The organism is Cupriavidus sp. 96C5-1, assembly GCF_057798855.1.
Genome location: NZ_JBYOJU010000025.1, coordinates 25,402 through 46,379, shown reverse-complemented (window position 1 = coordinate 46,379; position 20,978 = coordinate 25,402). Strand labels below are relative to the sequence as shown.

20 protein-coding genes are annotated in these 20,978 nt (G+C 66.9%); 9 read left to right on the top strand and 11 right to left on the bottom strand.

Annotated features, from left to right (window positions below; all coding sequences use genetic code 11):
• Window positions 1-258: 258 nt before the first annotated feature.
• The 3 genes from AC3FOF_RS24675 to AC3FOF_RS24665 all read right to left on the bottom strand — a co-directional run bounded on the left by AC3FOF_RS24675 (window position 259) and on the right by AC3FOF_RS24665 (window position 2,511).
• Window positions 259-1,260: a FecR family protein gene (locus tag AC3FOF_RS24675; RefSeq protein WP_488728071.1), complete on the bottom strand. Its 1,002-nt coding sequence runs from the start codon at window positions 1,258-1,260 to the stop codon at window positions 259-261.
• A 112-nt stretch (window positions 1,261-1,372) separates the two neighbouring features.
• Entirely contained in the window at window positions 1,373-1,888 is a 516-nt protein-coding gene (locus AC3FOF_RS24670) for an RNA polymerase sigma factor (protein ID WP_017224029.1), read from the bottom strand.
• 2 nt (window positions 1,889-1,890) lie between these two features.
• Window positions 1,891-2,511, bottom strand: coding sequence for a TonB family protein (locus AC3FOF_RS24665; RefSeq protein WP_276263726.1), 621 nt, complete (start codon window positions 2,509-2,511; stop codon window positions 1,891-1,893).
• 519 nt (window positions 2,512-3,030) lie between these two features.
• Here AC3FOF_RS24665 and AC3FOF_RS24660 point away from each other — a divergent pair.
• Window positions 3,031-3,639 (top strand): hypothetical protein, encoded by a 609-nt coding sequence (locus AC3FOF_RS24660; RefSeq protein ID WP_488728070.1) that lies wholly within the window; start codon window positions 3,031-3,033, stop codon window positions 3,637-3,639.
• On the opposite strand, the gene AC3FOF_RS24655 is transcribed toward AC3FOF_RS24660, so the two are convergent.
• Together AC3FOF_RS24655 and AC3FOF_RS24650 are read right to left on the bottom strand one after the other, a co-directional pair.
• Window positions 3,557-4,033 carry a methyltransferase family protein gene (locus AC3FOF_RS24655; protein WP_276263724.1) on the bottom strand — a complete coding sequence of 159 codons (477 nt, stop codon included), beginning with the start codon at window positions 4,031-4,033 and terminating at the stop codon, window positions 3,557-3,559. The two genes, AC3FOF_RS24660 and AC3FOF_RS24655, sit on opposite strands and share 83 nt — an antisense overlap.
• 73 nt (window positions 4,034-4,106) lie before the next feature.
• Window positions 4,107-5,915 (bottom strand): rhodanese-like domain-containing protein, encoded by a 1,809-nt coding sequence (locus AC3FOF_RS24650; protein WP_488728069.1) that lies wholly within the window; start codon window positions 5,913-5,915, stop codon window positions 4,107-4,109.
• A 211-nt stretch (window positions 5,916-6,126) separates the two neighbouring features.
• Here AC3FOF_RS24650 and AC3FOF_RS24645 point away from each other — a divergent pair, with 211 nt between their 5' ends.
• The 4 genes from AC3FOF_RS24645 (at window position 6,127) to AC3FOF_RS24630 (ending at window position 10,157) form a co-directional block, all read left to right on the top strand.
• Window positions 6,127-6,729, top strand: a complete 603-nt coding sequence (locus tag AC3FOF_RS24645; RefSeq protein ID WP_017225730.1) for a cysteine dioxygenase — start codon at window positions 6,127-6,129, stop codon at window positions 6,727-6,729.
• A 70-nt stretch (window positions 6,730-6,799) separates the two neighbouring features.
• The gene (locus tag AC3FOF_RS24640) at window positions 6,800-8,440 is read left to right on the top strand and encodes a rhodanese-like domain-containing protein (protein ID WP_488728068.1); all 1,641 of its coding nucleotides are present in this window, start codon (window positions 6,800-6,802) and stop codon (window positions 8,438-8,440) included.
• A 119-nt stretch (window positions 8,441-8,559) separates the two neighbouring features.
• On the top strand, window positions 8,560-8,853 hold the full coding sequence (locus tag AC3FOF_RS24635; protein ID WP_017230567.1) for a helix-turn-helix domain-containing protein: 294 nt from the start codon (window positions 8,560-8,562) through the stop codon (window positions 8,851-8,853).
• Window positions 8,850-10,157 (top strand): type II toxin-antitoxin system HipA family toxin, encoded by a 1,308-nt coding sequence (locus AC3FOF_RS24630; protein ID WP_488728067.1) that lies wholly within the window; start codon window positions 8,850-8,852, stop codon window positions 10,155-10,157. Before AC3FOF_RS24635 ends, AC3FOF_RS24630 begins: the two co-directional genes overlap by 4 nt.
• 17 nt (window positions 10,158-10,174) lie before the next feature.
• On the opposite strand, the gene AC3FOF_RS24625 is transcribed toward AC3FOF_RS24630, so the two are convergent.
• Window positions 10,175-10,891 carry an SDR family oxidoreductase gene (locus AC3FOF_RS24625; RefSeq protein ID WP_488728066.1) on the bottom strand — a complete coding sequence of 239 codons (717 nt, stop codon included), beginning with the start codon at window positions 10,889-10,891 and terminating at the stop codon, window positions 10,175-10,177.
• Window positions 10,892-11,103: 212 nt separating this feature from the next.
• Between AC3FOF_RS24625 and AC3FOF_RS24620 the strand changes: the two genes are divergently transcribed.
• Together AC3FOF_RS24620 and AC3FOF_RS24615 are read left to right on the top strand one after the other, a co-directional pair.
• Window positions 11,104-13,203, top strand: a complete 2,100-nt coding sequence (locus tag AC3FOF_RS24620; protein ID WP_488728065.1) for a TonB-dependent siderophore receptor — start codon at window positions 11,104-11,106, stop codon at window positions 13,201-13,203.
• A gap of 165 nt (window positions 13,204-13,368) precedes the next feature.
• Window positions 13,369-14,259 (top strand): EamA family transporter, encoded by an 891-nt coding sequence (locus AC3FOF_RS24615; protein WP_488728064.1) that lies wholly within the window; start codon window positions 13,369-13,371, stop codon window positions 14,257-14,259.
• A 28-nt stretch (window positions 14,260-14,287) separates the two neighbouring features.
• Here AC3FOF_RS24615 and AC3FOF_RS24610 read toward each other — a convergent pair whose 3' ends face one another.
• Window positions 14,288-14,911: a GNAT family N-acetyltransferase gene (locus AC3FOF_RS24610; RefSeq protein WP_488728063.1), complete on the bottom strand. Its 624-nt coding sequence runs from the start codon at window positions 14,909-14,911 to the stop codon at window positions 14,288-14,290.
• Between the two features lie 88 nt (window positions 14,912-14,999).
• Here AC3FOF_RS24610 and AC3FOF_RS24605 point away from each other — a divergent pair, with 88 nt between their 5' ends.
• Window positions 15,000-15,503 carry a winged helix-turn-helix transcriptional regulator gene (locus AC3FOF_RS24605; RefSeq protein WP_488728062.1) on the top strand — a complete coding sequence of 168 codons (504 nt, stop codon included), beginning with the start codon at window positions 15,000-15,002 and terminating at the stop codon, window positions 15,501-15,503.
• Window positions 15,504-15,554: 51 nt separating this feature from the next.
• Here the strand turns inward: AC3FOF_RS24605 and AC3FOF_RS24600 are convergent, their stop codons facing one another.
• Window positions 15,555-16,043 (bottom strand): DUF2947 family protein, encoded by a 489-nt coding sequence (locus AC3FOF_RS24600; RefSeq protein WP_276265570.1) that lies wholly within the window; start codon window positions 16,041-16,043, stop codon window positions 15,555-15,557.
• Window positions 16,040-16,933 carry a LysR family transcriptional regulator gene (locus AC3FOF_RS24595; RefSeq protein WP_488728061.1) on the bottom strand — a complete coding sequence of 298 codons (894 nt, stop codon included), beginning with the start codon at window positions 16,931-16,933 and terminating at the stop codon, window positions 16,040-16,042. Before AC3FOF_RS24595 ends, AC3FOF_RS24600 begins: the two co-directional genes overlap by 4 nt.
• Before the next feature lie 95 nt (window positions 16,934-17,028).
• On the opposite strand from AC3FOF_RS24595, the gene AC3FOF_RS24590 reads away from it, so the two are divergent.
• Window positions 17,029-17,814, top strand: a complete 786-nt coding sequence (locus tag AC3FOF_RS24590) for an NAD(P)H-dependent oxidoreductase (protein WP_017230559.1) — start codon at window positions 17,029-17,031, stop codon at window positions 17,812-17,814.
• 139 nt (window positions 17,815-17,953) lie between these two features.
• Here AC3FOF_RS24590 and AC3FOF_RS24585 read toward each other — a convergent pair whose 3' ends face one another.
• Together AC3FOF_RS24585 and AC3FOF_RS24580 are read right to left on the bottom strand one after the other, a co-directional pair.
• Window positions 17,954-19,966 carry a sensor domain-containing diguanylate cyclase gene (locus AC3FOF_RS24585; protein WP_488728119.1) on the bottom strand — a complete coding sequence of 671 codons (2,013 nt, stop codon included), beginning with the start codon at window positions 19,964-19,966 and terminating at the stop codon, window positions 17,954-17,956.
• A gap of 712 nt (window positions 19,967-20,678) precedes the next feature.
• A complete protein-coding gene (locus AC3FOF_RS24580; protein ID WP_488728060.1) occupies window positions 20,679-20,978 on the bottom strand; it encodes a DUF4148 domain-containing protein in 300 nt (99 codons plus the stop codon).

The following is a 20,978-nucleotide window of genomic DNA, read 5'->3' as shown; positions in this document are numbered from 1 at the left end:
GGCAGCTCACGTCCATCAGGGCCGTCACATGGCCGGCGGCTCGCGCCGGCGACAGAAGCGTCCCCCCTGTCTAAGGGACGAACAGCCTCGCGCAAATACCGCAAACTATTTTCGGGACTTTTTTCGGATCGGATGCTTTCGGGATGCGGCACCCGTACCCGGCTTCGGGCGCGCACGACAACGCAGGCAACGTGCATGGCACGTTGCCTGTGCATACTGCGCAATCGGGCGGAACCTCCCTGTGCCGTGAAACCGGCCTCAGCTCAATACCAGCAGCCCGCCCGGCAGGGCGCGGGCATCGAGCCCGAACGCCTCCTGCAGCTGCCACAGCGCCACGTCCAGCGAGGCAATGACGAAACGCCCGCTCACCGGCTTGTTGCGCACGCTGTCGTTCATCAGCACCACCCGGCCCGGGCGGTAGCGATTGATTTCGTCGAGCGCGTCGGACAGCCTGGTCTGGTTGAACACCAGCAAGCCCTTGCGCCACGCCGACGCATCCGCCGGGTTGACGTTGCCCACCCCACTGAGCGCCTTGGCGTCATAGATGGCCTGCTGCCCGGACTTCAACGTCCGGCTGCCGGCGGGGTGCTCCACGCGCACCGTGCCATCGATGCACGTCACGCAAACCCGGCCGTCCAGATTCCGCACCTCGAACTGCCCCGACTCGGCCAGGCTGTTCCCGGCACCGGCGGCCACCGTAAAGGCGCGCCCCGCGCCATTCAGGTCGATGGCAGCCTCGCCGCTGATCAGGTCCAGCCCAACCGTTTCGCCACCCGCCATCTGCCGGCGCACGCTGGTCCGCGTATTGAGCGTGACGCTGACGCTGGCGGCCAGCACGAGCGTACGCTGCTCCCCCGCGCGGGTGTGGTCGTCGGCATCCCAATCCGCCAGTGCGGGCCACAGGCCGAGGGGCGGGTACACCACGGCGACGCCGGCCGCCGCCGCCGCGGTCACGGCCGCACCCAGGAAGGCGCGGCGGCCCCGTGGGGGAATGCCCGGCGCGCGTTTGCGCGGCATGGCCGCTTCCGGCTTGCGCCGTTGCAGCTCGCGGGCCGGCGCCTGGATCGCGTCCCAGCGTAGCTTGACCGCACCATAGGCCGCCTGGTGCGCCGGGCTGGCCTGCACCCAGCGACGGAATCTCCGGGCGTCCAAGGCCTTCGCGTCGCCCGAGGTAAGCAGGCGCAGCCAGTGCCACGCCTGCGCTTCAAGTTCGGCGGGCGACACAGCGTGGCCTTCCTTGTGCGTCGATGTCTTCATCATGTCATATCCGACGTCCAGACTTTAGCGGCACCCGGAGCGCAGTCTGCGGGCAGGGTTCCCTGTTTCTTCTGTTCTCATAATTGATGACGAATGGCGGCACATGAAACCCGCACTATTTTTTCCCGGCGGTCATGTATGCGTCCAGGGATTCGTGAACGCGCTTCAGTTCATATTCCACCGTTCGTAGCGAGACGCCCAGGCGCCGGGCAGCTTCCTTCTGGGTGACGCCCTCCGAATGCACCAGCAGCGCCAGCGCCCGGCGGCGCTCCGGCATGCGGTCCAGCAGCCGCATCAGCGCATCCAGGTCGGAGCGGGCCTCGGCCACCTGCGCGGGGTTGGGGGCCGGGTCGGCCATCTCTTCCAGCAGCCCATCGACCTCGTCGCCCGACAACGAACGGCTCTGCCTGCGCTGGACGTCCACCGCCGCGTTGACCGCCATGCGCAGCAGGTAGGCGCCCGGATTCTGGATCGGACCGTAGTCGTCCTTGCCCTTGAGGCGCAGCCAGGTGTCGTGCAGCGCATCGCCCGCCGCATCGTCATTGCCAAGCAACCTGGTCAGGCGCGTCTTGAGATTGCCATAGCTTTTGCCCAGATAGTCCAGCAGGATGAGTCGTGAGTCTTCGGACATGGTCAGAACTCGCTATTATCCTGGCCGCAGCGCGGCCCGGTCACCGGATCGTTCGGCTGAATCACCATGGTCAGGGGCTGCTGCACGATCGCCGGCGGCGCAGGCCGCTCGATATGCACGCCTCGCAGGGCCTCCAGCAGCGCGGCATCGCGGCGCGCATCGCCGCTGGAGCCAAGCAGGCGCGCCCCCTGGATGCGGCCGTCCGCGTCCAGGTGGAAACGCATCAGGACGCTGTAGCTGCCCGGCGCGGTTCGCGCATTGGCGCACAGGGCCTGCCAGATGCGCGCCTGCGCCAGTCCTGCGTAGCCCTGCGCGCTGAACAGCGCAGCCATGCCGCCCCGTGGCGCGCCGGCCTTCGTGCCGGCCTCCTTGAGCACGAAGGTCTGGCCCAGGCCTGAGCTGCGCTTGTCGGCAACCAGCCCCGTGCCACCCAGCAGAAGGAGCAACGCCGCTTCGGCGGAATAGCGGCCCCGGACAGCCGACGACATGCGGCCCTCGACGATATCGCTGGGAAAGAGCGCCGGCTTCCCGGTGGCGTCGGCATACCGGTTCAGCGCCGCATTGAGCGGCTGCGCCGGAATATCGAAGTCGAGAAGCCGTGCGCTCTCCCCTGCGGCAGGCACCGCAGACTGCGTACCCGGAAAGCCCGTCGACTGCGCACGCGCAGATCCCGTCGCAGTCAGAAAGCCCAAACACACCAGGCATGCCGCCAGCGCAAGCACACTGACCGATGCCGGGTTGCCTGTCATCTTCTATCGTGCGATCGTCTGAATTTCAGGTGATTTTTACAGCACAAACCGTCGAAATAAGTTGGAGAATACGCAGATAAAGTGACAGGTTCGTGACATGCCACCAGCCACGCCCGAGTCTCCCCAGCGCCCGGTGCCGCTCAAGGCCTGAGCCTGTCCGAGGCACGCGCAGGGTCATCGCGGGAGCAAGCGCCGTTCAGGCTTGCCGCGAATCCATGCACCCGGATCCTTTCTGCCCCCACACACCCCGTACCGCGAAAAACCTGCGGTTTGGCGCCTCGCCAAACGTCTTGGCTACAGGGGCACGCATTGTCCGGAGGACCTGCATTGACACAGAGAGAACCGCTGCAATGGCGCGCCCCATGGTGGGCATGGCAGTGCCTGTCCTGGGGCGTGGCCACCGTCTCGGCACCCACGTTCTGGATGATCGGCGCCTTGCTGTCGATCGATGCGCACTGCGACCATCCCTTCTTCTGGTGGTCGCTGCCGGCGATCGTGGCAATCGGCAACGCCGCCGCGATCCTGCGCACCAACCGGCGGCATCACTGCCACGCCTTCACCAGCTCATCAGTGCTGGCGCGCCATCACCTCGGCACCGCGCTGACTGCCGGCGGCACGCTGTTCCTGCTCGCGGGCTGGACCTCGGGCTTCCTGCCGGATATCACCGGGGCGATATCCGGTGCGCACAACGTGTCCATGGCGACGCCGGGAAGCATCGCGCTGGCCGTTGTCTTCGGCCTGTTCTCCTTCGCGCATGCCGGCGCCTTGCACGCCTGGCTGTGCTTTCGCAGTCCTGCTCCACCGAATCAGATGAAGCGCACCGGATGCGACGTGCTGGATCGGGGTACTTCCATCTCTGCGTCGAATACGTCGATTACGTCGAATACATCGACTACGTCGATGACATCGGCCACCGACGCTACAGCCAGCGATGCACCTGCGCCCGGTAGGCAGCAAACTCGCCGCCGAAGCGCGCCAGCAGGACGCGCTCCTCCGGCATGATCTGGAAGCGCGTCAGGTAGGCCACGAACAGCGGCACCGGCACGCACGCCAGCACGCTGCCGAGGAAGATGCCCCACCCCGCCAGCAGCAGCGCGAAGCCGAGATACATCGGATTGCGGGTGTAGCGATAGATACCGTGCCGGACCAGCGCCGACGCCCGGCCAGGCCGGGTGGGATCGACGCTGGTGCCGCTGCGGCGGAAGGCCAGCACGCCGGCAACGCTGACCGCCACGCCTGCCAGCGCAAGGACCAGGGCAAGCGCCACCGCGGCCCGGTCCGAAAGCAGCGTGCCGAAGTCCCCCATGCGCCCAATCAGCCACGACAGGCCCATGGCAGCCAGCAACAGCAGAAGCGGGGGGCATTTCAGTTCCAGTCTTGCGTACAGGTCTGGCATCGGCGGCACCTCGGGCAATCGAAGCGCCATATTGTACGGCCACTCATCACCCGCCAGCGCCGCCCGGCGGCGCTTACGCCGGGGCGGATCGATAGTCCGCCAGACGCACCGGCAGGCCGCCATCGCGCGCAAGCTGGTCCACCAGGCCGATCTCCCAGTTCAGGTAGGCATGCATCTCGGCCTTGCGGCGGCCTTCGTCCTCATAGGCGTAGGCGCTGTACCAGGCGTCTTCGTCCCCGGTCAGCACGCGCGCCGCGGCAGCGCTGCCGGCCCCGGCCGCTTCGGTGGGCAGGCCCAGCGCCTGCCAGCGCGCATTGCCGCCCAGCAGCGCCCGCACGTCGCGCCCGCTGGCGCGGCGCAGCTCTGCCGCCACGGCCTGCGCCAGCACGCCGTCGGACGAGGTGACGACGATGACGTCGCCCGCCCCGGCATGACCGAGCACCAGCGCCGCCTTCTCCGGCGTGGCGAACCACGCGCCGGGCACATGGCCGCGGCGGAACGCCAGGCTGCTGTCCACGTCCGCCACGGTCACCCCGCCCTGCGCCTGCAGCGCGGCGAGCGAAGCGGCCTCGATCCAGGGCGCCTCGGCTTCGGATGCGCGCAGCACCCGCACCGGCTCCGCGCCGGCCTCGCGCGGCGCCAGCGGCGCGGGGCGGAACAGGAAAACCTCGTGCCCGCTGAACTGGGCCAGCCACGCGGCCGTGATCTGCGCGCGCACGCCATCCCAGTCGGCCAGCACGATACGGGCGCGGCGGGTGCCGGCGTAGGCATCGGTGGCTTGCACCAGCTGCCCGCCGGGCGCGCTGCGCCAGCCAGGCAGGTGGCCGGCCGCGTATTCCTCCGGCGAACGCACGTCGAAGCGATACAGCGTGCGTTCGCCGGCCTCCTGCTCGAAGGCTGCCAGCTGCGCTGCATCGATATGCCGTACGCCGGCGCCTTCGGCCACGCGCGCGGCGCGCTCGCGCGCTGCCGCCTGGGCAGGCTCGCCGGGCTGGGGCGCGAAACGCGTCTGGCCGTGCTCGAGCGGGTAGCCCGCCAGCAGCCAGGCCATGGTGCCGTCCTTGAGCGAGACCACGCGATTGGGAATGCCGGCGTTGATCAGCGTCTGCGCGCCCACGATGCTGCGCGTGCGGCCGGCGCAGTTGACCACCACCAGGGTCTCGGGATCGGGCGCGATCTCGCCGATGCGATACACCAGCTCGGCACCCGGGCAGTCGACCGCGCCGGGGATGCTCATGTTCTGGAATTCCGCGAAGGGCCGGCTATCCACCACCACCACGTTGTCGCCCTGCTGCTGGTGCAGCCTGAGCGCTTCGGCGGTGATCCAGGGCGTTTCCAGCTCGTGCTCGATCACTTCGCCAAACGCCTTGCCGGGCACGTTGGTGCCGCTGAACACCTCGTAGCCCGCGGCCTGCCAGGCGCGCGTGCCGCCCTCCAGCACCGACACATCGGTATAGCCGAAGCGCAGCAGCTTGGCCGCCGCGGCATGGGCGATGTCTTCCGCGAGATCGGTCACCACGATGCGCGTGCCACGGCGCGGCACCAGGCGGTCGATCGCGGTCTCCAGCCGGCCCAGCGGCGCCGGCACCGCGAACAACAGATGCCCGCGCGAGAAAGCGCCCTCTTCGCGCGCATCCAGCACCGCCAGTTCCCCGCCGTCGGCGATGGCACGCTTGAGCTCGGCCGGGCTCACCAGTGGATGGCGGATCAGCGCCGGCGCGGCAAAGGTGCGGGCACGGCTCACGCCGGCGGACGATGCCTCGTCGGCAAGGGTCTGGGTCAGGTCGGTAATGGTCATGGCGGGGAAGGCATCGAGTGCGGGGAGAGTGCAAGGCTTGTACAGGCGGCGCGCCGCAGGCATCGCTGCGACGCCTGGCGTCATACGCGCAAGCCAAAACCCAAGCCTAAGAGAAGTTGCGCCAGCCGCTAACGAATCAGATCGCACATCGTTATGCCGTGGCCGCCGGGCCAGGGCAAAAGCGCATATGCATCAGCGATATTGTTCGTTCTGGCGCGAGCCCGCATTCCTTAGAGTGGAGACCTGCCGCCATCCGCCGCGGCATCGCATCGATGCATCGATAAAGGACGCCCCCATGACGACCCAGAGCCAGCGCAATGCCGCCATTGCCACCACCCTTGCCGAAGTCCGCGCGCTGACGGCGCAGCGCGAGATCGACCGCGCCACGCTGGCCAAAGTGGCCGTGGTCCTGCAGAACCTGGCCGGCCGCAAGGACCTGTTCAGCTTCGCCGACTTCCCGCCGCCCAGCGACGGCACCACCACCTCCGCCCGCTACCGCCTGAGCGAGGAAGGCCAGTTGCCGGCGCTCTACCTCAACGCGATCGTGCCGGGCAAGAAGACCATCCCGCACAACCACGACACCTGGGCGGTGATCGTGGCGGTGCAGGGCGACGAACTGAACCGCGTCTACCGCCGCACCGACGACGGCAGCAACCCCGGGCAGGCCACCCTCGCGCTGGAACGCGAGCTGGTGGTGCGGCCGGGCACGCCGATCAGCTTCCTGCCGCAGGACATCCACAGCATCCATGTGGTGGGCGAAGCGCCCACCTTGCACTTCCACCTCTACGGCCGTCCGCTCGAAACCCTGACCGGCCGCATCGGCATCGAGCCGGCTAGCGGGCGCATCGTCAACTACAACACCACCCAGATGAACCGCAGCGAGCAGGTTGCCGCCTGAGACGGCGGCAGCCTTTCACCTTCTGCCATCTTCTGCAATCGCCATCGATCTTCTGCAGGCGGAGCATGCCATGACCCGATCCATCGACGCCGTCACGCTGCGCGGCTGGCTTAACGACGGCGAACCCATTGCCTTGCTCGACGTGCGCGAGCACGGCCAGTACGGCGAGGGCCATCCCTTCTTCGCCGTGCCGCTGCCCTACAGCCGGCTCGAGCTTGATATAGGCCGCCTGGTGCCGCGCCTGGCCGAGCGCATCGTGCTGCTCGACGACGGCGACGGCGTGGCGGAGCGCGCCGCGCAGCGGCTGGCGGCGCTGGGCTACCGCAACGCCAGCGTGTTGTCCGGCGGCGCCCCCGCCTGGGCGGCGGCTGGCTACACCTTGTTCAAGGGCGTCAACGTGCCGTCCAAGACTTTTGGCGAACTGGTCGAGCAGCGGCAGCGCACGCCGCGCCTGAGCGCCGCGGAACTGGTGGCGCGCCAGGCCGCCGGCGAGCCGCTGGTGCTGGTCGATGGCCGTACTTTCGAAGAACACCGGAAGATGACCATTCCCGGCGCGCAAAGCCTGCCCAACGGCGAGCTGGCCCTGCGCCTGGCCGCCCTGCTGCCGGATGCGCAGACTACCGTGGTGGTGCACTGCGCCGGCCGCACGCGCAGCATCATCGGCGCCCAGACGCTGCGCAACCTTGGCTTGCCCAACCCCGTGCTGGCGCTGGAGAACGGCACGCAGGGCTGGTACCTGGCCGGCCACGCGCTCGAGCACGGCAGCCAGCGCCGCTACCCGCCCGCCCCGGCCGGGCACGACCTGGCCGAGGCGCGCGCGCGCTCGGCGCAACTGCTGCAACGCTTCAACCTGCCGAGGCTGTCGGCATCGCAGGCGCAGCAATGGCTCGATGACGGTAGCCGCACCACGTTCCTGCTCGACATCCGCACCGCCGAGGAGTTCGCGCAAGGTTCGATCGAAGGCGCGCGGCACGCGCCTGGCGGCCAGTTGGTGCAGGCCACCGACCAGTACATCGGCGTGCGCGGCAGCCGGGTGATCGTGTTCGACGACGACGGCGTGCGCGCGCCGGTGGTGGCAAGCTGGCTGTATCAGCTGGGCTACGAGAGCGCCGTGCTGGCGGATGGCATCAAGGCCGCGGTCAAAGCGCCCGCGCCGCCGCGCACCCTGCCCGCCCACGCCCTGCCGGTGCTCGACGCCAGCCTGCTGCGCGCGCTGTACGCCGAAGCGTCCGATGTCATCCGCATCGATCTGCGCGAAAGCGCCGCCTACGCCCGCGGCCATGCCGAAGGCGCGGCATGGTCGATCCGCCCGCGCCTGCCGGCCGCGCTCGACGGCCTCGGCGTCGCCCATGACCGTCCGGTGGTCCTGATCGCCAGCGAGCCGCACATCGCCAACCTGGCGGGCCAGGATCTGCTGGCCGCAGGCTACCGGCATGTGTACCGGCTGGCCGAGGGCTACCGTACCTGGCAGGCCGCCGGCCTGCCGGAAGCCACCGCAGCGGCCGCGCTGCCGCCCGAGGCACGCATCGACTACCTGTTCTTCGTGCATGACCGCCACGAAGGCAACCAGGCCGCGGCGCGCGCCTACCTGGCCTGGGAAACCGGGCTGATCGCACAGTGCGCGGCGGATGAGCTAGGGGTGTTCCGCATTGGCGTGCCAGGCGGGGGCGGAAATACCAGGCAGGCGGGCGTGCTTAGCGCAGTGGTCTGATGGCTGCGGAGGCAGTCATTATTAAATATCATAATTACACATAGATAGATATGTCTTGACATAGCATTCAAGCACCGATGTGCTATGCTATTTCATATCTTTTGATATGAAACTATGTCATGCCATCCTTCTATGATCAGCTGCAGACCCGCCGCGCCGCCCGCAAATCCACGCTGGGGGAAGTTGCCCGGCTGATCGGCATGGCGCCATCCAACCTGACCACTGCCCTGAGCGGCAAGCACGATGTGCGCGCCTCCACACTCGAGGCGATCGGCGCGGCGCTGGACGCGGAATGGGTGCTGGTGCCCCGCGAGCACCTGCTCGCGGTGCGGCGCCTGATCGAAGGCAAGGACAGCGGGCCCGACCGGGAAGCCAAGACCTCGGTCGAAATGTTCCTGGAGCAGGCATCGTGAGCCCCGGCCTGCGGCCCCGCTACCTGGAAGTGCACCTGCACGGCGTGCTGTGCGGGCACCTGTGCGAGGTCGAGCGGACCTGCCGCTTCGTCCCCGCCGAGGCCTTCCGCGGCGACCCGCTGCGGCCCACGCTCAGCCTGTCGCTGACCTTTCCCGGCAACGAGGGGCTGACCGCCGCAGTGCTCTCCAACCCCTTCCATCCCGCGCTCTACAACACCAACGCCGCGCTGCCGCCCTACTTTGCCGGCCTGCTGCCCGAAAGCGAGCTGCGCAAGCGGCTGGAGGCCACCCGCCACAGCCCCGAAGACCGGGACGATTTCGGCATCCTGGCCGCCGCCGGCGACGACCTGCCCGGCGCGGTGGTGGTGCGCCCCGCGCCCATCGATACCCTGCCCGCGCACGTACGTACCGTCGGCGTGACGGGCGGCGCGGACAACCTGGAAATCGCCGTGATCGAAGGCGCCACCGAAGGCGCGGCCTCGGTCTCGGGCGTGCAGAACAAGCTCGCGCTGTCCACCGCGCATGCCGGCAAGCGCTACACCATGCCCACCCACGGGCACCTGTCCGACCTGATCGCCAAGCTCCCCGCGCGCAATGACGACAGCCAGGTCTTCAACGAATACGTATCGATGCAGCTGGCGCAGGCCGCTGGCGTGGCAGTGGCGCCGTGCCGTCCCGCGCCGCTCGCCGCCATCGAGGTGGAAGGCCTGGCCGATACGCTTGGCGCCGGGCTGCACTTCCTGGCGGTGGACCGCTTTGACCGCGAGCCGGGCGGACGCGTGCATGCCGAAGACGGCTGCCAGTTGCTGACGCGCATGCCCAGCCGCAAATACGCCGGCAGCGAAGCCTACGCCGTGCTGGTGCAATTGCTGGAGCGGCTCAGCGTGCGCGGCATCGAAGACGTGCGGCAGTTCTTTATCCGCCAGGCCGTCAATACCCTGCTGGGCAACAGCGACGCCCACCTGAAGAACTTCTCCTTCCTGTACCGCAACGGCATCGCGCCGGAGCTCTCGCCCGCCTACGACATCGTCAGCGTGGCCGCGCTGCCCGGCTTTGCCGGCTTCGGCCAGAACGTGGCCATCGACCGCCAGCAGCGCGGGCAAACCCTGCAGACCTACCGCGAGTTCGCGCGCGAGGCCAGGATCGCCGAGCGTATCGCCACCGCCGCTGTGAAGGACACCGTGGCCCTGGCGCACGAGCGCTGGCCGGCCCTGCTGGAAAGCCTGCCCGCACCGGAAGGCATGCGCGCGGTCGTGCTGGAACGGCTGGCAACGCTGCCGCTGGCGCGGCGCGGGCGAACCTGAGCCCAGCGCCAGCCACGCTAACTCAACCCATCCAGCACCAGGTGCTGCCCATGGATGGCCTTTGCCGCGTCCGAAGCCAGAAAGGCGATAGCGTGCGCCGCCGAGGCCGTCGACACCCAGGCCTGCGCATCCGCGTGCGGCATCGACCGGCGATTGGCGACGGTATCCAGGACGCCCGGCGCGATGCTGTTGACGTTGATGCCCGCCTGCCTGACTTCGTGCGACAGGCTTTCCACCAGGCGTTGCAAGGCGCTCTTCGAGGCGCAGTAGGCCCCCATCGCGGCCGCCCCGTTGCTGGCGCTGCGCGCCGTGACCGCGATCACCTTGCCGGCATGCTGCGCGAGCATGGCCGGGATGAAGTGCTGCGTGACAGCCACCAGCGACCAGGCGTTCAGGTCCATCATGCGCATCCAGGATTCCCGGCTCAGCGCATGGGCGGGCTCGCCCATCTCGAAGCCGCCGGCTACGTGGACCAGTACGTCGACGCCGGCGAACGCGTCGAGGATGGTACTCGCCGCGCCCGCCATGCTGTCCACGGAGGTCACGTCGGCCGCCAGCGGCAGATGCCACCCCGCCGCCTCCGCCACCGGGGCATGGGCGCGCATGGCCTCCACGTCCCGGTCGATCAGGGCAAGGCGGGCGCCCTCGTCCGCAAAGGCCTCTGCCACCGCCCGGCCTAGCGCGCCGCCGGCACCGGTGATCACTACGCGGCGCGGAGAGGAGGATGCATCCATGGTGTTCTCCTGAATCGGGTTGCCGGTATGCCGCAACGGCTCCGGCGTGAGGGCCGGCGGCCCCATAGCCACAATAGACGGCGAATGCAGGCAAGGGAACCTGCCTGTACCGCTGTGCGGCTGTGCCACCGTGCCGTCATTCAATTTCCACAAATAATAACCATTCTCATTTACAATGCGACGCCTTTGCCATTCGTCTCCCGCGCCGCACCATGCTCACCCGCCAATTGATTGCCCCCGTCACCCTCGGCTGCCTGCTCTCGCCGGCCATGGCCCAGGCCGCCACGGACACCGAAACCACCCTGCCGGCGGTGACGGTCAGTGCGGCGGAAGACCCCCGCGCCGACACGGGTTTTGCTACCCGCAGGGCCGCCGGCGTGACCAAATCCAGCAGCTCGGCGGCGCAAAGCGCGCAGTCGATCACCGTCATCACGCGCGACCTGATGGACAGCCAGCAGGCGCAAACCCTTGGCGACGCGCTGGCCAACTCGGCCGGCGTGGTCACCAATGTGTATGGCCGGCGCGGCTGGGACGATTTCATCATCCGGGGCCAGCGCGCGTCGGAATCGGTCTTTGTCGACGGCCTGCTGGTCGAGAGCAATAACCGCGTGGCGCAGGAGCTGTTCGGCGCCGAACGCGTGGAAGTGCTCAAAGGCCCGGCCTCCGTGCTGTTCGGCAAGGTGCAGCCGGGCGGCATGGTCAATATCGTCAGCAAGCGGCCGAAACCGGAGCTGTTTGGCGAACTCGGCCTCACGGTGGGCAGTTACGGTTTGCGCCAGGTCTCGGCGGACGCAGGCACGCCGCTGTCGGAAAACGGCAAGGCCGCGCTGCGCGTCAACGCCCTGGCGATGAACAGCGACGACCCGACCGACTATGTGTACTACCGCAACCGCTATATCGCGCCGTCGCTGTCGCTGGATCTCGGGGCGCGTACCGACCTGACCCTGCTGGCCAGCCACAACGAGCGGCAGTATGTGCGCCAGCAGGGTCTGCCGGTCAACGGCACCCTGGCCGGCAACCGCAACGGCACCCTGCCCGCCAGCCGCTTTATCGGCGAGCCGGGCCTGGCCCCCTACGACGGCGAGCAGAACCGGCTGGGCTACGCGCTGACCCACCGCTTCGATTCCGGCTGGACGCTGAACCAGAATTTCCGCTGGCAGACGCTGTCGCTGACCGGCACGCTGGTCTCGGCCGGGACCATGGCCGCCAACAGCCAGTTGCTGAACCGCAGCGCCACGCAGCAGGACATCTCCGGCACCACCATCGGCATCGATACCAACCTGCAGCGGCGCTTCGAGGTGGCCGGCCAGCAGCACGAGATCACGCTGGGCGTGGACTACAACCGCAGCACCGAAACGCGCCTGCAGCGCGCCTGCAAGGTGGCCGCGCTCAATGTCTACCGGCCGGTCTACGGCGCGGCCATCAACTGCCCCAGCGCCTACAGCCTGAACCAGGAGGACAGCGTCAGCGCGCTGGGCTTCTATGTCCGCGACCAGGTGCGCCTTGCCGAGCGCTGGCTGCTCACCGCGGGCCTGCGCCACGACACGGCCCGCACCGGCACCACCGACCGCCTGCTTGCCGCGCGCACCGGCGACACCGCGCGGGCCGTCACCGGCAGCGCCGGGCTGATGTTCGACCTGACCGCCTGGGCACGCCCCTACATCAGCTATGCGACCTCGTTCCTGCCGAACTCCGGCACCGACATCGGCGGCGCCACCTTCAAACCCGAGACGGGACGGCAGGCCGAGATCGGCGTCAAGTTCGACCTGCCCGGCAAGCGCGGCCTGCTGACGCTGTCCGCCTTCGACCTGACCCGGCGCAACGTGCTGAGCTCGGACCCGCTCAACACCGGTTTCAGCATCGCCACCGGCGAGCAGCGCACGCGCGGCCTGGAGGCCGAGCTCACTGCCGATCTCGGCGGTGGCTGGAGCCTGGCCGGGGCCTATGCCTATATCGCCAGCGAAGTGACCGAGGACACGGTTGCCGCCAACGTCGGCAAGCCGCTCAACAACGTGCCGCGGCATAGTGTCTCGCTGTGGGGAACCAAGCATTTGCGCGGCCCCCTGGCCGGCTGGTATGTGGGCGCCGGCATGCGCGCCGAGAGCGCCAAGCGCGGCTACAGCTTCAACTACACCGTGCCCGGCTACGCAGCGGCGGACCTGGCCGTGGGCTATGCGGCAGCGCACTGGAAGGCCGCGCTCAACGTCAAGAATGTGTTCGACAAGGCGTACTACGCGGGCGGCCTGAACAACAACGTGTTGCCGGTGGGCAATCCGCGCACCGTGATGCTGAACGTCGCGCTGAACTACTGAGTTGCGCCGCCGGCACGCGTGCGGGAAAGCGCGGGCGGCGGCCGGCGATGCCACCTAGCCAGCCGGCCCAGGATCGTTCAAGATGCGGAGTCGCCACCCGGCAGGCCGGTTCGTCGGAATGCCTGATGCCTGATACCTGAACCCTTGAACACCTGAGAGTCGCAATTGCCGCTGCATCGTCTTAGACAAAGCACCACCCTGGTCGCCGTGCTGGCGCTGATCGGGTCGATGGCCTCGCTTTGTATCGGTACCTCGTTTGCCAAGAGCCTGTTCGCCGCGGTGGGCGCCCAGGGCACCACCGCGCTGCGCGTGGGCTTCTCCGCGCTGATCCTGCTGTGCGTGTGGCGGCCCTGGCGGATGCCGCTGAGCCTGGCCAACGCCCGCGTGATCGCGCTGTACGGCGCCGCGCTGGGGGCCACCAACCTGTTGTTCTATATGTCGCTGCGCACCGTCCCGCTGGGGCTGGCGATCGCCATCGAGTTCACGGGGCCGCTGGCGGTGGCGATCTCGTCCTCGCGCAGGGCCATCGATTTTCTGTGGATCGGATTTGCGGTGGCGGGCTTGCTGCTGCTGTTGCCGCTTGGCCAGAACGTCGCCACGCTGGACCCGGCCGGCATCGGCTACGCCCTGGCCGCCAGCGTGGGCTGGGCGCTGTACATCGTCTTCGGGCAGATGGCAGGCAACGCGCACGGCGGGCAGGCCACCTCGCTGGGGCTGACCATGGCGGCGCTGGTGGTGTTTCCCTTCGGGCTGGCCCATGCCGGTACGGCCATGTTCAGCCCTTCGCTGCTGCTGGCCGGGCTGGCGGTCGGCCTGCTTTCCAGCGCCATCCCCTATTCGCTGGAAATGGTGGCGCTCAAGCGGCTGCCGCGCCGCACTTTCGGCATCCTGCTCAGCATGGAGCCCGCCATGGGCGCGCTGGCCGGGCTGGTATTCCTGCACGAAACGCTGAACGCGCGGCAGTGGCTGGCGATTGCCAGCATCATCGCGGCCTCGGTCGGGTGCACGGTGACGGCCGGCAAGCGCAAACCGGCGACAGCACCCGCCGAGGCATAGCGCGCCAGCCCCGCGGCGACGGCCCGCTTCAGGCCGTCGCCTGCCCCTGGGCAAGCCGCGCCTCGCTGGCTGCCTGCCCGCGCAGAGCGAGGCTTACCTGATACAGCAGGTTGTCTTCCGGGTTGCGCCGGCTGGAAAAACCGAATTCCCGCATCAGCGCCAGCATGCGCCGGTTTTCGCTCAATACGTCGCCGCGCAGCAGGTGCAGGCCGGCTGCCTGCGCCGCATCGCGCAGACGCAGGATCAGCCGGCGGCCGATGCCCTTGCCCTGCCAGTCGTCGGCCACGGCCACAGCGAATTCGGCAATCCCTTCGTCCGTCACCACATAGTTGCCGTTGGCGACGATGACCGGCTGGCCGTCGACTTCCGCCGTGACTACCAGGGCCAGGCCGGCATGGCTCGCGACAAACAGGCTGATCACTTCATCCGACACGTGCCCGCCGGTCAGGAAGCGGTAATACCGGCTTTCGCGCGACAAGGCCTGCACAAAGGCGCGCTCCTGCTCCACGTCGCCGGGGCTTACGGCCCGCACCACCACTCGCTTTCCGCCAGCCAGCAGCCAGCTTTGCGCGCATTCCGGGCAGGCCGCGTGCGAGCCGGCCGCAGGCGGATGCGATTGGCCGGCCAGGCTGAAGTGCTCTATGGTCTGCATGTCCGGCTCCTGACTTCAAATTTCATAGTCAGCAGTATAGGCAATACCCTGACTTTTTCAAATGAAGTCAGCCTGCTATGCTGGATTCATGCAACCCCGTCCTGACGACCTTCTCCACTGCTCGATCGCCGCGACCCTCTCCCTGATCGGAGAGAAGTGGACGATCCTGATCCTGCGCGACGTTTTTCAAGGTATCAGGCGCTTCGACGACTTCCTGGAACGGCTGCAATGCTCCCCCGCTGTGCTGTCGGCACGGCTCAAGACCTTGACCGAGGCTGGCATCCTGCGCCGCGTGGGCTATCGGGAGCCGGGCGAGCGGGAGCGTTTCGAGTACCGGCCGACGCGCGCCGCCGTGGAGTTGCTGCCGGTCATCATTGGCCTGATGCAATGGGGCGACCGTCACCTGACGGCCGACGGCAAGGGGCCGGTGGATCTGCTCACCCGCTCGGAGCGGCGCCCTGTGCGGGCCGCGCTGGTCGATGACCAGGGCCAACTGGTGCAGCCCAACGATATCGAGATGTCGCGCGCGCGCCGACAGGCGGAGGCTGTGGCCGAAAGCGAATCCACGACGGCGCCAGCCGCGCGGGCGTGAGGCAGGCCCCGGGCCCCTGAAAAGCGCCTCGGCCAGACCCGCGCCCGGCGATCAGCCAGCCCGCGTTCCAAACGAAAGACGGCCGTGCGGGCTGAATTGCGCATAGCGGCCTGTAGGCGGGTGGAACAGAAAGGGGCCTTCATCGCCGAGCATCAGGAACTGTTCCCAGTATGCGGAAAACAGCCCAAACTCGGTCGCGTAGATGCGCTCCTTCATAAGGACAAAGAAGACCTCCTCCTCGTTGTTCAGCCCAAATTCCTCAACCAGAAGCGCGGTCACGCTTGCATGCATCGGGGCAGCGGGCGCGTTCCGGCTGATGTCGCGCAGCCGGTCCGGCTCCTGAATCCCTGACGCAAGCCAATGATGCCGCGGCAAGAGCATGGGGTGGCGCGCCAGGCGATCTGACGATATATGGGCTTCCCAAAAAGCACTTGCGCCTTGTTGTGAAAGGGGCCGGATCAGGGATCTCCGGGATTGCGATAGCGCGCAGTCCGGCTCGAAGAACGGCCAGTCTTCTTCAGCCTCGAGGGACCGGATCATACCGAATCCGCGATGAAGTCACGCAGCCATTGATGCGCGGGGTCGCGATGGGAGCGCTCATGCCAGAGCATGGCCATCTCGAAGCCCGGCACCTCGACGGGCGGCTCGACAACCTGCAGCGTGCTGGTGTCGCTGACCAGGCGCGAAGGCAGCATCGCCACGAGGTCGGTGCTCTCAAGGACCGACCTGACAAACAGGAAGTGCGGAACGGAAAGCACAACCCGACGCGCCAGGCCTGCCTGCGATAGTGCCTGGTCCGTGACGCCGCGAAATCCCCCGCCATCCGGCGACACGATCACGTGATCGAGTTCGCAGAATTGCGCAAGCGTTGGCCGTCTCTTCAGGCGCGGATGACCCGCGCGGCCTGCCAGGACATACCGCTCCGAAAAAAGCGCCCGGCAATGCAAGCCGGGCGGCGCCTCCTCGCTGAGATGAAAAGCGAGATCGATCTCGCCCTGCTCCGCTTGCTTGGCTATGCGCGGCGGAACCGCTTCCAGGACTGCCAGCCGGGCACCGGGCGCCGCCGAGCGCAAGCCGGCCAAAGCTGGCAGCAGGATCGCCGATTCGCTGTAGTCGGTAGCGGCTACGCGCCAGGTATGGCTAGCCTCGGCAGGATCGAAAGGGCTGGCGGGAGAGACCGCGCGCTCAAGCGCTTCAAGCGCCCGGTGCAACGGCTCGCGCAATGCGTCGGCCCTTGCGGTGGGCTGCATTCCTCGCGGCCCGGGCAGCAGAAGCGGATCCCCAAAGACATCCCTCAGCTTGGCGAGATGCACGCTCACCGAGGGTTGAGAGAAGTTCAGGCGCTGCGCCGCACGCGTTACGTTGTGTTCAGACAGCAAGACATCGAGTGTGACCAGCAGGTTCAGGTCCAGCCTTCTGAGATTACTCATTGCAATACCTGGAATATTGGAAATTCATTTCCAATATACCTGACAAAGACCTACCCTGCTCTCTCCTTACCTTTGAAAGCGTTGAAAGCCCCGTCATGAATATTCTTCTGGTCTATGCCCATCCCGAACCAAAGTCCCTGAACGGCTCGCTTAAGCGCTTCTCGGTCAAACGCCTCGAGAAAGCCGGACACGTCGTCCAGGTCTCGGACCTGTATGCAATGAAGTGGAAGGCGTCGCTTGACGCGGACGACAGCCTGGACCTGCAGACCCGGCCGTCCGATATGCGCTTTGATCCGAACCTTGACTCCAGGCGTGCGTTCGAAAGCGGTCGACAAAGCCAGGACATCGCACTCGAACAGGACAAGTTACGCTGGGCGGATGCTGTCATCCTTCAGTTTCCCCTGTGGTGGTACTCGATGCCGGCGATCCTGAAAGGCTGGGTGGATCGTGTCTATGCGTCCGGCTTCGCGCATGGCGTAGGGGAACACTCCGATGCGCGCTGGGGCGACCGCTTCGGGGAAGGCACGATGGCAGGAAAGCGGGCGATGCTGATCGTCACTGCGGGCGGATGGGAGTCGCATTACAGCCCGCGGGGCGTCAATGGCCCCATGGATGACATTCTGTTCCCCATCCAGCACGGGATTCTGTATTACCCCGGCTTCAGCGTCTTGCCGCCGTTCGTGCTCTATCGGACCAGCCGAACCGACGAAGCGCGATATTCCGGTATCTGCGATGCGCTCGGACAACGTCTCGATGACATCTTCCAGACCGCGCCCATCCCGTTTCGCCCGCAGAATGGCGGCGCGTATGACATACCGGCGCTCACATTGCGAGCCGATATCTCTCCTGGCACGACCGGCTTCGCTGCGCACATCGCATAGCAACTGCGTCGCCACGCAATGCCGGCCTTCACATGCCGGCGCAAATTCGAACGGCCTCGCTCCAATGGCCGCCAGGAATCCGTCAAAAAGAGCCGCCGGCGCGGCAACCGGCAACGAAGCCTGGCCGGCTCGCCGAGCTTCAGTCCAGACCGGCCTCGCAGGCGGAGAACCTGCCTTTCCCGTCGTGCTTTGCCCCATATAGCGCGGCATCGGCGCGCGAGAACAATTCGGCGGCAGTCTGGTCACTGTCGCGGCGGCGCACCGCTACGCCAACGCTGGCGTTTGCCATCACCTGATATCCGGGGAAGATGTAGGGGTCGGCCGAGAGTTCCACGACGGCTTGCGCAATGCGTTGCGCGTCCGCCGAGGATCCGACATCGTCCAGCACGACGGCAAATTCGTCACCGCCAATGCGGGCGGCAGCGCCCGCGTCCGAGACACTCAAGGCGAGCCGTTCGGCGAAAGCAACCAGCAGCTTGTCCCCGATTGCATGTCCGTAGCAGTCATTGACGTGCTTGAACCCGTCCAGGTCCACCAAGAGCAGTGCCATCGCGCCCTGGTTTTCATCGGCTCGCTTGATGGCCGTGGACAGGTAGCGATCAAAGCCTTTGCGGTTGAACAGTCCGGTCAGATAATCCGCCAGGGTCTGTTGTTCCAGGCGGTTGACCTGAGCCCGCGCCACTGTGACATCCCTCACGAAGACATGGAGGCCCTGCACGACATCGCAGCCTTCAGCCAGGGCAGGCTGATAGGTGATCTCGATGCATTGGTATTCGCGCAGGTCACGGGGCACCCGTTCAAAGGTAAGGCTCTCCCCGGCATAGGCGCGGTCCAGGTAGGGTTTCATTTCCGCATAGGCGGGCGCACCCCACAGTTCTTTCACGGAAAGCCCGACGATGCTGGCCGCCGGCAGCCCGAAGCGGCGCTCATAAGCGGTGTTGACGAAAACATGGCGCTCGTGCGCATCGATGTAGGAGATGAGGTCCGGCACCTGGTTGGCGATGGTCTGGATCCGTCTTTCTGAAGCGTGCGCCTGCTCCTTCGCCTTCTGCAATGCTGATTCACGCTCCACCAACTGCCTGATCACCCGCGAAAAAGTGCTTGCCAGCTCGCTGACTTCATCGCGCGGCGTATCGGTTTCCGGCAGATGCGCCTCAAGGTTGCCGGGATCCCGCTGGATGGCGCGATGCAGCCGCTCCAGCGGCACCAGCAGGTGCTGGACCACGATCCACATCAGACCAACCGCGACCAGCAAGCCGATACCTCCCGCCAGCACGACCTTGCGACGGACTTGCGCCAGGGGCCCATACGCCTCCATGGCGGGAAGCGTGGCAACGAGCTCCCAGCCATTGGATTCGAGCAGGTACCTTGCAACGACTGGCTGGGTCGGCTCGAGGATCTCGAAGGCGGAAGACGTTTTCTCCGTACCGCAGGACTCGCCGACGGCCTTGGCCGCTTTCATCAACTTCGCCCCGTCGGCATGCATCACGTAGCGGGGATTCTGCCCGGACGACGTGAGGCAGTACATACCGGTGGCGCCCACCCGGTTGTGCGCAAGATCCAGCAGGAAATTGTTGCGCAGCAGGTTCAGGCTGCCAACCACGATGGCGCGCAAGCGCCCCTCGGGCGAGCGAAGCGCAACGGCAAGCACGAATCCCGGCGCGCCATTGTTGCGGCCGAACAATGGCTCGGAGATCGCCGTGGATGCACCTTGCACGATGCGTTGCACGTAGTCCCTGTCCGCCAACTGAAACTGCTGACTGATCGGCATGGCCGTATTGAAGGCGAGGCGGCCATCCGGCCAGATCAGCGAAACCGAGTTGAATGCCTCGGGTACGGCGACGGCCTGGCTGGCGAATGCCTTCAATGTCTCCGGCGAGCGCTCCAGCATTGGCGCCAGCTGCCGCGCGAGGGTGCGCAGCAGGATGGCGCGCGCTTCGAACTTTTCGTCAAGTTGCTTCGCGACCAGCTTGACCTGGGTGTCCTGCTGCGCTTGCAGGAGCTCTTTCAGGCTGATATAGGCGTAGTACTGCGCGATTGCGGCCAGCGCAATACTGAAGAGCGACACCACCAGCGCCGTCGCCAGTGCCGCGCGAGTTTTCAAAGTCCAGCGCACGAAGTACTCTTCCTTCAGGTTCTGCCCCAAGGACACCCCTCTTCCGGCGGCCTTCAGCTCGCAATCCTTGCTTGCTTGCCTGAAACGCAGCGGTTCCGCTTTGATAACGGCAGCAGCCGGTCCGAACTTTAGCCGTGTGGACATTGGCGAGATTATTGCGGGTCATTCCCGGAAGCTGACAATCGCCCTATTGCGCAATTGCGACGGAGCAATATTGAATGCGAGCCGGAAAGCGCTCCCCCAATGCGAGGCCTCCGCGCATGCGCAACGCACTGCCGCGCAAGCACCCTCGCCTGGTGCTGCGCACTCCGGCACAGGGCCAGAGTCTCTGGCCAGAGGCTACGCTTCGCCCGGATGGCCCATATCCGCCTGATTGCGCCACCGAAAACAGCGCGCAGCACAGCCATCCCGTCCCGTTTGATATCGGCGAATATTTCCGGTAGTTGAGTCGATACCACAGAATATGCAGCAGACAGCACCGCATCGAGAACCGGCGCCTTCCAAGGGCGCCACGCAGCCGGCACCCGGTGGCGGAGAAACGGGCATTCATGCCGATGCGCCGGATGGCGACCCCTGGCCGGATATCAGGCTACCTTGCCTGGGGTGCACGAAAGCAATGGATGTCCCATCCCGCGTCTTCCGTTGTCACGAAGCCGTGACGCTGATAGAAGCGGTTTGCGTCGCTATCGCACCGCTCGGGCGGATCGGGGCAATGGCCGTTGCCGGCCACGAAGCCCGCAGGCATCTTTCATTGGGTGGCGGTGGTCTGTGCCGGCCTGGCGGTCTCGGCTGCGGCGCCAGCTTCCGCCCGATGTTTCGCATCCAGCTTTTGCAATGCCTGCTGCAGATCATCCGGATACCGAGTGTCACCGGGGGTGGAAGGATTGTAGCCAACGGACTCCAGTTCCTGGAGTTCTCTCAGGATGCCGGCGCGTGTGACTTGAGGCATGTCGCGCGACGCCGCCGGTTGTGCTTGGGCAAAGCCGGCAGCAAAGGACATGGGTGACGCAATGGCGAACACAAGCCATTTCAACGATCTCGTTTTCAT

Bases quoted from the DNA above. Each gene is read 5' to 3' on its own strand.
- AC3FOF_RS24675 (WP_488728071.1), bottom strand. From the start codon at position 1,260: ATGATGAAGACATCGACGCACAAGGAAGGCCACGCTGTGTCGCCCGCC.
- AC3FOF_RS24670 (WP_017224029.1), bottom strand. From the start codon at position 1,888: ATGTCCGAAGACTCACGACTCATCCTGCTGGACTATCTGGGCAAAAGC.
- AC3FOF_RS24655 (WP_276263724.1), bottom strand. From the start codon at position 4,033: ATGCCAGACCTGTACGCAAGACTGGAACTGAAATGCCCCCCGCTTCTG.
- AC3FOF_RS24650 (WP_488728069.1), bottom strand. From the start codon at position 5,915: ATGACGCCAGGCGTCGCAGCGATGCCTGCGGCGCGCCGCCTGTACAAG.
- AC3FOF_RS24645 (WP_017225730.1), top strand. From the start codon at position 6,127: ATGACGACCCAGAGCCAGCGCAATGCCGCCATTGCCACCACCCTTGCC.
- AC3FOF_RS24640 (WP_488728068.1), top strand. From the start codon at position 6,800: ATGACCCGATCCATCGACGCCGTCACGCTGCGCGGCTGGCTTAACGAC.
- AC3FOF_RS24635 (WP_017230567.1), top strand. From the start codon at position 8,560: ATGCCATCCTTCTATGATCAGCTGCAGACCCGCCGCGCCGCCCGCAAA.
- AC3FOF_RS24625 (WP_488728066.1), bottom strand. From the start codon at position 10,891: ATGGATGCATCCTCCTCTCCGCGCCGCGTAGTGATCACCGGTGCCGGC.
- AC3FOF_RS24620 (WP_488728065.1), top strand. From the start codon at position 11,104: ATGCTCACCCGCCAATTGATTGCCCCCGTCACCCTCGGCTGCCTGCTC.
- AC3FOF_RS24610 (WP_488728063.1), bottom strand. From the start codon at position 14,911: ATGCAGACCATAGAGCACTTCAGCCTGGCCGGCCAATCGCATCCGCCT.
- AC3FOF_RS24605 (WP_488728062.1), top strand. From the start codon at position 15,000: ATGCAACCCCGTCCTGACGACCTTCTCCACTGCTCGATCGCCGCGACC.
- AC3FOF_RS24600 (WP_276265570.1), bottom strand. From the start codon at position 16,043: ATGATCCGGTCCCTCGAGGCTGAAGAAGACTGGCCGTTCTTCGAGCCG.
- AC3FOF_RS24595 (WP_488728061.1), bottom strand. From the start codon at position 16,933: ATGAGTAATCTCAGAAGGCTGGACCTGAACCTGCTGGTCACACTCGAT.
- AC3FOF_RS24590 (WP_017230559.1), top strand. From the start codon at position 17,029: ATGAATATTCTTCTGGTCTATGCCCATCCCGAACCAAAGTCCCTGAAC.
- AC3FOF_RS24580 (WP_488728060.1), bottom strand. From the start codon at position 20,978: ATGAAAACGAGATCGTTGAAATGGCTTGTGTTCGCCATTGCGTCACCC.